This is a genomic window from Dyella dinghuensis (assembly GCF_003977615.1).
Taxonomy (GTDB): domain Bacteria; phylum Pseudomonadota; class Gammaproteobacteria; order Xanthomonadales; family Rhodanobacteraceae; genus Dyella_B; species Dyella_B dinghuensis.
Genome location: NZ_RYZR01000005.1, coordinates 231,742 through 244,383, shown reverse-complemented (window position 1 = coordinate 244,383; position 12,642 = coordinate 231,742). Strand labels below are relative to the sequence as shown.

The window sequence follows — 12,642 nt, the reverse complement described above, 5'->3', positions numbered from 1 at the left end:
TCTCGAATAGGAATATTTCTTAGCCACTCAGTGCCGTAAGCCATTTGCACAAAATCTTCATATTTTGTAAACATAGCTGTAGCACTAGGTAAGGCTGCCGTAAGTTAGTGCAGTCGGACTGTTGTGCATTTTGGGAGTCGTCGTTCGGTTTGCCCCATGAGGGTCAAAGTGTTTGCGACGTGCTGATTGCGGGGGAGGGGCCCAATTTGGGTTCTCCGCAATAAATAAATCAAACGCAGATCAGGCCGAGGGAGCCTCACATGCTTAAAAAACCCGTTGCCGCAGCCATTCTGGCTGCGTTGTCGATTGGCGTTGTTGCGAACGTCTACGCAGACACCACTCCGACCGCGAACCCGAGTACTTCGACAGCAGTTAACATCGCTGCGGCTCCTCAGGACACCACGCAGCAGTCGACGAGTACTGATCAAAGCACCAGCGGCACGCAGGACCAAAAGGCCAAGAGGCTCGACACGGTGGTGGTCAGCGGATCGCTGATCAACAACGCACAGATTCAGACTGCAACACCGACCTACACGATCACTGCGGCCGACATCCAGGCACGTGGTTTCAACTCGGTGACAGACGTGCTGCAGAGTTCGGTGTTTGCAACCGGTTCGGTGCAGGGTCCGCAGGAAAGTGGCGGCTTCACTCAGGGTGCGCAGACCATCAGCTTGTACGGTTTGAACCCGGAGTACACGCTAACGCTGATCGATGGCAAACCGATCACGCAGTTCGGCCAGCTCTACAACGGCCAGAGCAACTTCACCAACATTTCGAACATTCCGATCTCGATGGTCGATCATATCGACATCATCCCGGGCGGCGGTTCGTCGATTTACGGTTCGCAGGCGATCGCCGGCGTGGTGAATATCGTCACCAAGCAACATATGGATGGCGTTGAAGTGCTTGTGCGTGCGGGCGGCTACGACGGCGGCGGTGGCGCAAGCCAGCGCATCGCCATTTCGTTCGGCCACGATTACGGCAAGCTCAACGTGCTGGGTTCGTTCGAATTCGACAATCAGTCGCCGATGTGGGCCTATCAGCGTGATTTCACCGCGACGACGCCACACGATGAACCGGTAGCCACGATTCCCGATTACGGCAACATCAACGAGTACACCGGCGCCATCCAGGGCTATATCAGTCCGCCGAATGGTTGCGGCCCGATGAGCGGTCTGTTCAACGGTACGACAAACGAGACTACATCGAGTGTCGCGGGTCGTTACGGTACGTATTGCGGTTCGCAGCATGTGCTTGGCTACACCACGATGCTCAACCAGAGCCGTAGCTATGACGGCATGCTGAAGCTTCGTTACGACCTCAACGATCACGTTCGTCTGTACAGCGACGTTTTGATGGACGTGCAGACCCAGAAATTCACGCCTGGATCTGACTTCATCTGGTGGGGTCCGATCGACCAGAACAACTATCCGTCTGGACTTATCGAGGATGCGAAGACCGGTGACATCCTTGACCCCGAGCGCATCTTTGCGCCGGAGGAAGTGGGTAACAACTACTACAACGAGTTGACCCGTCAGTTCGACCTTATGTATCAGGCGGACGTCGGTGCGAACGGTACGTTCGGCGATTCGAACTGGAACTGGGACGCCTACTTCTTGCGTTCCGGCGATCGCACCAGCGTGAGCGCGCCAGAGCGTCTTGCTTCGGCGGTCGACGGTTATTTCAATTCGATCCTGGGCCCGTCGCTGGGCATGGACCCGAATACGGGTCTGAACATGTACAACCCGAACTACGCGAAGTTCTTCACGCCGCTGACACCCGCGCAAATCGCCAGCTTCACGGTACCGGTTGAAGAAAACTCCAATACCTGGGTCAACAACGCCCGCGCCACGATCAGCAACGACAGCCTGTTCCATCTGCCAGGCGGCGATGCGGGTTTTGCGGCGCTCATCGAAGGCGGCAGCGAAGCGTGGTACGAACCGGCCAATCCGCTTGTAGAGGCCGGCGACATCTGGGGCCAGACTGCGACGTCCGGTGGCGGTACCCGCAATCACGCTGCGACGGCCTTCCAGTTGAACCTGCCGGTGTTCAAGCCGCTGACGTTCGACATCTCGGGTCGCTACGATCGCTACTCGCTGCCGCAGGGTGGCGAAACGAACGGCAAGTTCACGTTCAAGGCCGGCGTGGAATATCGCCCGTTCGATACGTTGCTGCTGCGTGGCAACTACGCGACGTCGTTCCTGGCTCCCGATATGTCGGCGTTGTATCTGGGCCCGAGCGGTAACTACCAGTCGGTCACCGACTATTACCTTTGCCAGGTTCAAAACGGCGGCAAGAACTGTGCTTCGGACTTCTCCGAAGAAGTGGAAGGCACCTTGTACTCGAACAAGGATCTGAAGCCGACCACCGCCAAGAGCTGGACCGGTGGTTTCGTTTGGGCGCCGCTCAACAACATGAGCTTCAGTGTCGACTACCTGCACATTGCGATTACCAACGAAATCGCGCCGCAGCCGGCTGATTTGCTGATGCGTCAGGATTCGCAGTGCTTGCTGGGCCAGCTGCCCGCCAATTCGCAGATCTGTCAGACGGTGGTTGGGCCGAACGGTAACGACGGCCAGGTGCAGCGCAATGCGGTGACCGGTCAGGTCAGCACGATCAGTCAGTACTACATCAACATCTCCAATGAAGTGACGGACTCGATCACGTCGGAGTTGAAGTACCAGTTCAGCCCGACGCCGGTGGGAACGTTCGGCCTGCAGTTCGATTACAACGACATGCTGAAGCACTCGTACCAGATCTATCCGGGCAGCTTGCCGATCAACCAGCTTACCAACCCGCTGTACAGCTCGGAATTCAAGAGCATTGTCAGCGGTGCGCTGAACTGGTCGTTGCATGACAAGTACGCCAGCACGTTGTATTGGCACCGTTATGGATCGTCGCCGAACTACACCGGCATGGTCGACGGCCCGAACTTCCCGGGTGCCGGTAGCGTAGCGCCGTGGATCACGTTCAATTACAGCTTCACCTATACGCCGATCCCGGGGCTGGACCTCTCGCTGCTGGTCAACAACCTGACCAACAAGATGCCGCCGAGGGATCCTTCCTACACCGCGTTCCCGTTCTTCAATACCGAGAACTACAACGTGTACGGTCGCGAAATCATGGGTCAGATCGACTATCGTTTCGGCGGTTCGAAGTAATCGACGTCAATCGCAACAAGACAAAAGCCGGGCCTGAAAGGGCCCGGCTTTTTTTGTCATGACGGATCAATGGCGATGATGCGAGGCGTGTAATCGCCGTGCGCCGCTCACATTACTTTGCTGCCTATCAGCACCACATCAGCGGGGCGACGCGCGAACAGGCCGACGCTCACAATCCCCGGCAATTGATTCAATTCCGTTTCCATCGCCACCGGATCGGCAATCTGCCAGCCATGCACATCGATGATCCAGTTGCCGTTGTCCGTGACCACACCATCGCGCCACACCGGGTTGCCGCCGCGCTTGACGATCTCGCGCCCGATCAGGCTGCGCGCCATCGGGATCACTTCGATCGGTAGCGGAAATTTGCCGAGCAAATCCACGCGCTTGCTCGAATCGATAATGCACACGAATTTCTGCGCAGCCTGTGCCACGATCTTTTCGCGTGTCAGCGCCGCGCCACCGCCTTTGATCAGGCGCTTATGTGTGTCGCACTCATCCGCGCCGTCGACATACAGGGCCAGGGGTCCTGTTGCGTTGAGATCGAATACCGGAATGCCGTGCTTTTTCAGTTGCGCCGTCGATTGTTCCGAGCTCGATACTGCGCCCTGGATGCGGTCCTTCATCGTGGCCAGCGCATCGATAAAGAAGGCCACTGTAGAACCCGTGCCTACCCCGATAATGGCGCCGTCTTCGACGTACTGGATGGCGGCTTCGCCAGCCTCGCGCTTTTCCTGATTGTTGCTCATGGCATCACCATTCCTGAAAACGCGAATGATCGTCGATTTGAAGCATGACCGCACCTTTCCGCTGCGTTTGGCAGGCTAGCCCGGACCTTGCTAGGGTTGCGCCATCCACCTGGGCGGTTGGGCGGATCGTAGATCGGACGATGCGGAGACCGGATGCCTCTACAGCCCCTGCAACCCAACTGGCACCTTCGCCTGCGGCGATGGGCGGGAGTGTTGCGCGCCCACGGCTGGTTTCCGCATTTGCCGCTTGCCTTGCTGTTGGCGGGAGGCACCGTCAGCCTGCTGCGCACCGATCTGGGTGACGACTGGCAGCACTATGTGGCGCTGTTGATGGATCGCCAGTTCGACCTACGTCCCGGTGTCTTGCCGCCGCTATTGATTGGCCTTGGGCTGCTCATCACGGCAGTGGGCCTGCTTATGCGCTCGCGATTGGCCTGGACGATGGCCGTACTTCTGGTCATTGCCGCGCTCGCCAGTCTTACGTTCGGCATACACCATAACGTCGTCTTGCTGATCTACTTTGCGTTGTTGTTGTTGGCCCTTGTGTTTGCGTGGCAACAATTCGATCGATCCAGTCTCGCCGCCAGCACGCTCTTTGCCTTTACATCCGTCGCCATGCTGGTGATGTATGCCACGCTTGGCAGCTATTACCTGGGCGCGGAATTTTCGCCGCCTATCAAGGATCTCGTCACGGCGCTTTATTACGCGATGATCACCATGACCACAGTTGGTTATGGCGACATCGTGCCGCGCACGCAAGACGCGCGGCTTTTTGCGGTATCGGTGGTGGTGCTAGGCGTGGCGGTGTTTGCCACCTCCCTCACCGCCGTGGTTGCGCCGATGATGAAGCGCAGCCTGCAACGTATCGTCAGTCACAAGGGGCGCACCATGAAGCGCAAAGATCATTATGTGGTGATCGGCAATACGTCGTTGGCGATCAACACCTGGCGCGAACTCGTGAAACGCGGGCAACCGGTCACGCGGTTGCTGCGGGACGCGCCAGCGGATGGCGAGCCGTCGGACGTCGACATCGTCGTCGGCGACTCCAGCGATGTCGATGTGTTGCGTCAGGCCGGCGCACACGAGGCGAAGGCCGTACTGGCCATGCGGGATGATGACGCTGAAAACGCCTTTGCCGTGCTTGCCGTGAAAGAGTTGGGCGGCAGCGCACGCACGGTGGCGGCGGTGAACGACGCACGCCATTTAAGCCGGATCAGGCTTGTTCAGCCGGATGTGATCATTGCGCCGCAGGTGCTGGGTGGCGAGCTGACGGCGATGTTGCTCACCGGCGAGAAAGTCACGGCAGATTTTGTCTTGCAGCGCGTGTTTCAGTAGGTCGGGTTGGCGCGACGCTCTATTCAAGCCCCAGGATATATTTCCACTCCGCGGCTTCCACAGGCATCACCGAAAGACGATTTCCCTTGCGCAGCAGGCGCATATCGGCCAGTGCCTTGTGATTCTTCAACTCGTCGAGCGTGATCACACGCTTTAGCTTTTTTACGAACTTCACATCCACCAGCATCCAGCGCGGATTGTCGCGTGAGCTGCCCGGATCGAAATATTTGCTTTTCGGATCGAACTGGCTGGGATCGGGGTAGGCGTCGCTCGCCACTTCCGCAAGGCCTGCTATGCCCGGTTCCGCGCAGTTGGAGTGATAGAAAAACACGCCGTCGCCCACGCGCATCTCGTCGCGCATGAAATTGCGGGCCTGATAGTTACGTACGCCGTCCCATGCCTCATGCTTCTTGCGCTTGAGATCGTCGATGGAAAACGTGTCGGGCTCGGTTTTCATCAGCCAGTGGTTCATGCGCTGGCGTCTCCTGCGGAATCGGCGCGGCAATCGATCAGTTCGTGATCGGTGGCAATGAAGTCCAGTGTGACATCCCAGCTTTCGGGGACGATCCCCGGTAATTCCTGAAAATCGTAGGCGATGCCCACCAGCAACGGTTCGGTGGGGCGCAGTTGATCCTTCAGAAATGAAAAGCTGCGATCGTAGTAACCGCCGCCGTAGCCTAACCGGTTGCCTTGGCGGTCGAACGCAAGCAGTGGTACAAGCACCAGATCCAGCTGGAATGGCGCGAGCCATTCGCGCGGCGTCACGGGTTCAGGGATGCCGAACTGGTTCGGCTGCACGTCGTCTCCGGCGGCCCACGGCGCGAAGCGCAACAGATTGTCCTGGCCGATCAGCGGCAGCAGGAACTGTTGCCCGCGCGATGCGAGCGGCGGAATCACGAGGTTGAGCGGCAATTCGCCATCGCAGGCCCAATAACCGGCCACGCGCTGGTCCGTATGGTATTCGGGCAGGTGCTCAAGGCTGCGGCGCAGCCCCTGGGCGGCCATCATGCGCTGGGGCGGCGTCAACGCGCGCCGGCGCTCGGCGAGGCGCTGGCGTAATTCACGGCGTCGTGCGGCGGTATCCACGTCGCGCGTCTCCTTGAAGCTCGTACGCCCGCGGATGCCACGGCTGGCGGTCCGCTCCCGGCCGCCACAAGAGCGGCGGCCGGACTGGGAATGAGGTGGCGTCAACCGCGATGCCGCTGCCCACCAAACGACCTTGATCCAAATGGGATCAGGTGGGAGGGAGATTAAGGTCTAAAGGCTTTCCGCTCGTGGCGGACATGCACAACAACCTTAAGTAACCGTCCCGGGTCGTAAATAGGAACAAGGCAAAATGTAAGAGTGTGCTGGCGCACACCGCAGAGAACGCCGGAATCTATTTTACGTGCGCGTCGAGTGCTGCTTCAAGCTTGCGGCGCAATGTAGCCAGACCTTCAGCGATGCCAGGTTCAGCAACGCTGGCGTCAGCATTTGGCGCCGCTTGTTTTTTCAGCTGCAGATATTCGTGCGTAATGCTGATGGCAGCGAGCACCGCAAGACGATCGAAGCCGGGTGTTTTGGCATGCGCGCGCAAGTCGCGCATTTTCCGGTCGAGAAAACTTGCCGCTTCCAGCAAGCCTTCGCGTTCGTCGGGTGGACACGCAATCAGAAATTCGCGATCGATCAATCGCAGCGCAACGGGCTCGTTGGTCGTTGTGCTAATGACGTCAGCCATTGCTTTCCAGTGCCTTGAGTCGTTGAATCATAGCTTCCACCCGGCTGCGTGCTTGTTCGTTGCGTGCCAACAAACCAGCACGTTCACTGGCCAGTTGTTCCTGGCTGTGACGCAGGCTGCGATTTTCTTCGTTCAACCGATGCACATGCTCAAGCAGGCGATCAAGCTGCTGGCTTAAAGCGGCTAGTTCGAACTGGGCAGAGTCGGAAGGTTTCATGGGCCGCACTATATCAGGACGCCGGTGGAAATCTGCGGGGAATGAACGTCGGGATGGGGGTGTGCATTAGACTTGTGCTTTAGCCGTTAACGGAGTGCCGCTATGGCCGCCCCCGACTTCATCGGTCATGACGAACTGGACAGCGTCACGACGCATTTACGGCTGGCTATCAGCGCCAGCGAGTTGCACGGGTCCTTGTGCGGTTACCTGTCGGGTAACGGCCGCCCGGGGCGCCGTTCGGTGCTGGAAGTACTGCATCTGGATGCCGGTGGCATCACCGTTGCACCGGCCGATCAAGCAGTACTGGAACAACTGGTTCGCCAAAGCGAAGCCGAACTGGCCGACCCCGAACTTGGGTTCGAACCGTTGTTGCCGTCCGATGACCGCCCCTTGACCGAACGTGCCGACGCCCTTGTCGATTGGTGCCGCGGGTTTCTCGGCGGTTTCGGTTTGGGCGGTCCGGAAATCCATAACCGGTTGTCCGATGAAGGCAAGGAAATCCTGCGCGACATCAGCTCGATCGCCTCGTCGTCGCTGGACTTCGGCGATGAAGACGAAGACGAGGATGCGCTGATCGAAGTGCACGAATTTGTGCGCATGGGTGTCATGTTGTTGTTCACCGAATGCCACATTCCGAATCAACCCGCCAACGACACCCTTCATTGACTATCGCACCCGACGAATTCGCACGCCGTCGCCGCCAGCTGATGAAAATGGCGGGGCAGGATGCCGTCGTCATCATTGCCACCGCACCCGAACGCATGCGCAATGCCGACGCCGCATGGCCGTACCGGCAGGACTCGGATTTCCACTATCTCAGCGGTTTTCCCGAGCCTGACGCGGTGCTTGCGTTGCTACCCGGACGCCAGCATGGCGAGGCCGTTTTGTTCTGCCGCGAGCGCGATCCCGAGCATGAGCGCTGGCATGGTCCGTCCATCGGTACGGAACGTGCCGTCAGCGACTACGGGATGGACGATGCGTTTCCCATCGACGATATCGACGACATCCTGCCCGGCATGATCGAAGGACGTGGGCGCGTCTATTGTCACTTCGGCCGCGAACCGCAATTCGACGCGCAACTGCTTGGCTGGATGCGCCGCTTGCGTCAGCTGCGGGGCGGTGGCGTCGTGCCCAAGGAATTTGTCGCGCTCGGTCATTTGCTGCACGACTTGCGCCTGTACAAATCACGCGCTGAATTGAAACTGATGCGTGCCTCCGCCGCCATTGCAGTCGAGGCACATCTTGCCGCGATGTCGCTGGCGCATGCAGGCCGTCACGAATACGAAGTCGAAGCGGAAGTGCTTCGTGTCATGCGCAGCCACGGAGCGGTCGCGGCGTTTCCACCCATCGTCGCAGGTGGCGTCAACGCATGCACCATGCACTACCAAGCCAATCGCGCGGCTTTGAAAGGCGGCGATTTGCTGCTGATCGATGCAGGTGCCGAGTTGGAGTGCTACGCCTCCGACATCAGCCGAAGCTTTCCTGTCAACGGCCGCTACAGCCGTGAGCAGCGCGCGCTCTATGAGATCGTGCTGACGGCGCAATTGGCCGCGATTGACGAAGTGCAACCCGGGCGTAGTTACAACACCGCACACGATGTCGCCGTGCATGTGATCACCGAGGGCTTGTGTGCACTCGGCTTGATCAAGGGCGATCCGGCGGAAGCGGTCGAGCAAGGCACTTACAAGCGCTTTTTCCCTGCCAAGACCAGCCATTGGCTTGGTCTGGATGTACACGATGTGGGCGATTATCGCGTCGATGGCGAATCGCGATTGCTAGAGCCGGGCATGGTGCTTACCGTCGAGCCGGGGGTCTATATCGCTCCCGATGACCTGACCGTCCCCGAAGCATGGCGCGGTATAGGCATCCGCATCGAAGACGATGTGGCTGTGCTGCGCGACGGTAATGAGGTGCTCACCGCGGGCGTACCAAAAGATCCACGCGAGATCGAAGCACTTTTGAATGCACGATAAGCCATTGTGACGATCGGCAGGCGCCGACCGTCACCGTTTGCGAACGATCAACGGCCTTCGTTCGGCGGCGGAGGTTCTTTCTGTTGATGCGCCTCATCGGAAGCATGCACCTCGTACCACATCGCGTTGAGTACAGCGAACGCGCACGCCAGGCCAAGCCCCAATATCCAGCTGAAATACCACATGGCTATCGTGCTCCTCAGTAAGTGTTGTGCGAGTGTTGGACGTCTTCCAGCGTGACGCGGCCACGCATGACGCGATACACCCACGATGTGTACAGAATGATGAGCGGCAGAAAGACGATGACCGCACCCAGCATCAAGAGCAACGTGCCGTGACTCGACGACGCATCCCACACCGTGAGGCTGGAACGCGGATCAAGGCTTGATGGCAGCAGGAACGGAAACAGCGCAAAACCCGCTGCGAGGATCGTTCCCACGATCATCAGGCTGCTGCACAGAAAGCCCGTCAAACTGTGCTTGCCGACCGTCCACTGCACGCCGATCGCACCAAGCAAACCCATCACCGGTGCGGCCCAGAACCATGGATACAGCATGTAACTGGCAAACCAGCTGCTGCCCACCGTGACTTGCTTGAAGAGCGGATTGGCAACACCATCGGTGGTCACCGGGCCGGCAATGGCAAAGCCGGGAATGCCGTAACCCAGCCAGATACCTGCGGCAACAAACGTGATCGCATACGTCAGCGCCGTCCATCGCGCAATGCGTGCCGCACGCTGCGCTATGGTTATGTCGGCACGATAGGCCACCCAGCACGCACCATGCGTCAACAGCATGGCAACGCTGACAAGCCCGGCGAGTATCGCGTACGGATGCAGCAGGTCGAAAAAGCTACCTTGCCACGTCATGCGCAGATCGTCGTCAAAGCGAAACGGCACGCCGAGAAAAAGATTGCCGAAGGCAACACCGCTGATCAGCATCACCACGACACCGGAAAAGATCAGCACGCTGTCCCATACCGCGCGCCAGCGTGCGTCATGCACCTTGTCCCGAAAGTTGAAACCCACCGGGCGAAGGATGAAAGCAAGCAGCACCAGCGCCAGCGCGAGGTACAACCCTGAAAACGCCGTGGCGTAGAGGGTCGGCCACGCCGCAAAGGTTGCGCCACCGGCGAGCACAAACCACACCTGATTGCCTTCCCATGTCGGTTCGATGGTTTGCAGCAATACGTGTCGTTCCTGTTCATCGCGACCCAGTATGCGTAACAGCGCCGCAACCCCGAAATCGAAGCCATCCATCAGCGCGAACGCGATGAACAGAATGCCGAGCAAAGCCCACCAGATCAGCCGCAACGTCGTGGTATCGAACATGGCGTTCTCCTCAAAGGGTGCGCGCGTGGCAACGGGATGAAGCAGCGATCCGCATCGTCATGACAATGCTCCGGCCGTGTTCGCTCCCGATGGCGCCTTGGCATCGCGTACGGGCCATAGACCCAGTTCGTCCGGTCCCTTGCGCGCGTATTTCGCCATCAACACCGCATCGACCACGGCGAGCGCGGTGTAGAAGAAAACGAAGCCGCCGAGTGATGTCCACACCTGACCCGCGGTGAGCGACGACACACCCAGCGCGGTGGGCAGAATGCCTTCGATGGCCCAGGGTTGTCGCCCGTATTCGGCGACGATCCAGCCCAGCTCCGCCGCGAGCCACGGCAACGGTAAGCTGTACAACGCGAGCCTCAGATACCAGCGATAGCTATCGAGCTTGCGCTTGCTAGCCAGCCAAAACGAATAGGCAAACAGTGCAATGAAGTAAAGGCCACAGGCGACCATGATGCGGAACGCCCAGAACAACACGGGCACGTTGGGAATGGTGGAGTCGGCTGCTTTTTGAATGTCGTCCGGCGTCGCTTGCCGCGGATCATCGACGTAGCGTTTGAGCAGCAGCGCGTAGCCCATGTCATCGTCGTACTTCGTCAATGTCGATTGAGCCTGCGCATCGCCGGGATTCTTGCGCAGCGTCAACAGCGCATCGTATGCCTGGATGCCGTCCGTGATCTTGCCCTTGGTGTCCGCCACCAGATTGTTGATGCCGGGTATGGGCGTATCGAGCGAGCGCGTGCCGATCACACCCATCACCCACGGGACATGCAAGGCGAAGTGCGTCGTGCGGTTCTGCACATCCGGAATGCCGAACAGCGTAAAGGAGGCCGGCGGCGGCTCGGTTTCCCACATGGCTTCGATCGCCGCCATCTTCATCTTCTGGTTTTCCGACACGGCGTAACCCGATTCGTCGCCGAGTACGACGACCGAAAGTGCTGCAGCCAAACCGAAGCTTGCCGCGACCGTCATCGAGCGCTTCGCAAAATCGACGTTGCGTCCGCGTAGCAGATACCACGCACTGATCGACAGCACGAACATGGAACCCACGACATACCCAGCACTCACCGTGTGCACAAACTTTGCCTGCGCTACGGGATTGAACAGCACGTCAGAGAAATTGGTCACCTCCATGCGCATGGTCTGCGGGTTGAACTTTGCGCCGACCGGGTGTTGCATCCATGCGTTGGCAATCAATATCCACAAAGCCGAAAAGTTGGTGCCGAGCGCAAGGAACCACGTCACCAGCAAATGCTTCACGCGCGAAAGCCGATGCCAGCCCATGAAGAACACGCCAACCAGCGTGCTTTCAAGGAAGAACGCCATCAGGCCTTCAATCGCCAAGGGCGTGCCAAAGACATCGCCCACGTAGTGCGCGTAATAGGCCCAGTTCATGCCGAACTGAAATTCCATCGTGATGCCGGTGGCGACACCCATCGCGAAGTTGATGCCGAACAGCACGCCCCAGAATTGCACCATGCGTTTCCAGACTTCGTGTCCGGTCATCACATAGACGCTTTCCATGATCGCCAGCATCCACACGAGCCCCAGCGTGAGCGGCACGAACAGAAAGTGGTAAAGCGCAGTAAGTGCGAACTGCAAGCGCGACAAGGTGACGACATCGCTATCGATGATCATGGCTTGGCTTCCGGCGTAGTGGACGGAGACGGTGCGAGCAAATGTTCGATGGCCGCGGGCCTTGTGTCGGGCCGCGGATAATGCGCAGCGACAAACCACCAGATCAGCGAAAAGAACGCGATCTTGGCAAGAACGATGAGGATGAGTTCAGCACTGAGCCGGCGCAGCGGGTTGCGCGGCGGGGAAGGGTACGTGGGCCCATGGTCCGGCATGTTCATAGAGACGGTTTCCTACCTCCTATGACATGCGCGGAGCATACCTCTGTTTTCCGGTGATTGTCGTGCGCCATCGTGCCGCAGCGGCGGCACGATAGGTGCTTTGGTAATAAGGCGTATATGTTTGATTGCGCTTTTGCTGTTTTAAAACGCAACAAAAAGGTGGCTACCAAGCAAGGCGGCGTCGCTTTTGTTCGTCATTCCAGCGAAGGCTGGAATCCAGTGACGATATCGTTTGATGTGCATGAGCACACCCGGAGCTTGTCGCCACTGGATTCCGGCCTTCGCCGGAATGACGGCA

The 12,642-nt window shown here is 58.8% G+C and carries 13 protein-coding genes and 1 other RNA gene; 4 read left to right on the top strand and 10 right to left on the bottom strand.

Going from position 1 to position 12,642, the window contains the following annotated elements:
• Positions 1–260 precede the first annotated feature (260 nt).
• Complete coding sequence (locus EKH79_RS08675) at positions 261–3,161, top strand: TonB-dependent receptor domain-containing protein (RefSeq protein ID WP_126673399.1); 2,901 nt, start codon at positions 261–263, stop codon at positions 3,159–3,161.
• A 107-nt stretch (positions 3,162–3,268) separates the two neighbouring features.
• Here EKH79_RS08675 and rpiA read toward each other — a convergent pair whose 3' ends face one another.
• Positions 3,269–3,910: a ribose-5-phosphate isomerase RpiA gene (rpiA, locus tag EKH79_RS08670; RefSeq protein WP_126673398.1), complete on the bottom strand. Its 642-nt coding sequence runs from the start codon at positions 3,908–3,910 to the stop codon at positions 3,269–3,271.
• A gap of 153 nt (positions 3,911–4,063) precedes the next feature.
• Between rpiA and kch the strand changes: the two genes are divergently transcribed.
• A complete protein-coding gene (gene kch / locus EKH79_RS08665; RefSeq protein WP_126673397.1) occupies positions 4,064–5,245 on the top strand; it encodes a voltage-gated potassium channel protein in 1,182 nt (393 codons plus the stop codon).
• Between the two features lie 19 nt (positions 5,246–5,264).
• Here kch and EKH79_RS08660 read toward each other — a convergent pair whose 3' ends face one another.
• From EKH79_RS08660 to EKH79_RS08640, 5 genes are all read right to left on the bottom strand, one after another.
• Positions 5,265–5,717 carry an EVE domain-containing protein gene (locus tag EKH79_RS08660; RefSeq protein ID WP_126673396.1) on the bottom strand — a complete coding sequence of 151 codons (453 nt, stop codon included), beginning with the start codon at positions 5,715–5,717 and terminating at the stop codon, positions 5,265–5,267.
• The gene (locus EKH79_RS08655; protein ID WP_126673395.1) at positions 5,714–6,331 is read right to left on the bottom strand and encodes a 5-formyltetrahydrofolate cyclo-ligase; all 618 of its coding nucleotides are present in this window, start codon (positions 6,329–6,331) and stop codon (positions 5,714–5,716) included. The genes EKH79_RS08660 and EKH79_RS08655 overlap by 4 nt, the downstream gene beginning before the upstream one ends.
• Before the next feature lie 98 nt (positions 6,332–6,429).
• Positions 6,430–6,616, bottom strand: a non-coding RNA gene (gene ssrS, locus EKH79_RS08650) — 6S RNA.
• Positions 6,617–6,623: 7 nt separating this feature from the next.
• Positions 6,624–6,962: a cell division protein ZapA gene (locus EKH79_RS08645; RefSeq protein WP_126673394.1), complete on the bottom strand. Its 339-nt coding sequence runs from the start codon at positions 6,960–6,962 to the stop codon at positions 6,624–6,626.
• A complete protein-coding gene (locus EKH79_RS08640; protein WP_126673393.1) occupies positions 6,955–7,179 on the bottom strand; it encodes a TIGR02449 family protein in 225 nt (74 codons plus the stop codon). The genes EKH79_RS08645 and EKH79_RS08640 overlap by 8 nt, the downstream gene beginning before the upstream one ends.
• Before the next feature lie 102 nt (positions 7,180–7,281).
• Here EKH79_RS08640 and EKH79_RS08635 point away from each other — a divergent pair, with 102 nt between their 5' ends.
• Together EKH79_RS08635 and EKH79_RS08630 are read left to right on the top strand one after the other, a co-directional pair.
• Entirely contained in the window at positions 7,282–7,845 is a 564-nt protein-coding gene (locus tag EKH79_RS08635) for a UPF0149 family protein (RefSeq protein WP_126673392.1), read from the top strand.
• Positions 7,803–9,152 carry an aminopeptidase P N-terminal domain-containing protein gene (locus EKH79_RS08630; protein WP_126673391.1) on the top strand — a complete coding sequence of 450 codons (1,350 nt, stop codon included), beginning with the start codon at positions 7,803–7,805 and terminating at the stop codon, positions 9,150–9,152. Before EKH79_RS08635 ends, EKH79_RS08630 begins: the two co-directional genes overlap by 43 nt.
• Before the next feature lie 47 nt (positions 9,153–9,199).
• On the opposite strand, the gene cydX is transcribed toward EKH79_RS08630, so the two are convergent.
• Genes cydX through cydP form a run of 4 tightly spaced genes read right to left on the bottom strand, consistent with a single transcriptional unit; the run spans position 9,200 to position 12,344 of the window.
• A complete protein-coding gene (cydX, locus tag EKH79_RS08625; RefSeq protein ID WP_126673390.1) occupies positions 9,200–9,337 on the bottom strand; it encodes a cytochrome bd-I oxidase subunit CydX in 138 nt (45 codons plus the stop codon).
• 14 nt (positions 9,338–9,351) lie between these two features.
• A complete protein-coding gene (gene cydB, locus EKH79_RS08620) occupies positions 9,352–10,482 on the bottom strand; it encodes a cytochrome d ubiquinol oxidase subunit II (RefSeq protein ID WP_126673389.1) in 1,131 nt (376 codons plus the stop codon).
• Positions 10,483–10,539: 57 nt separating this feature from the next.
• On the bottom strand, positions 10,540–12,123 hold the full coding sequence (locus EKH79_RS08615) for a cytochrome ubiquinol oxidase subunit I (protein WP_199754237.1): 1,584 nt from the start codon (positions 12,121–12,123) through the stop codon (positions 10,540–10,542).
• Entirely contained in the window at positions 12,123–12,344 is a 222-nt protein-coding gene (gene cydP / locus EKH79_RS08610) for a cytochrome oxidase putative small subunit CydP (RefSeq protein ID WP_126673387.1), read from the bottom strand. The genes EKH79_RS08615 and cydP overlap by 1 nt, the downstream gene beginning before the upstream one ends.
• Positions 12,345–12,642: the final 298 nt, after the last annotated feature.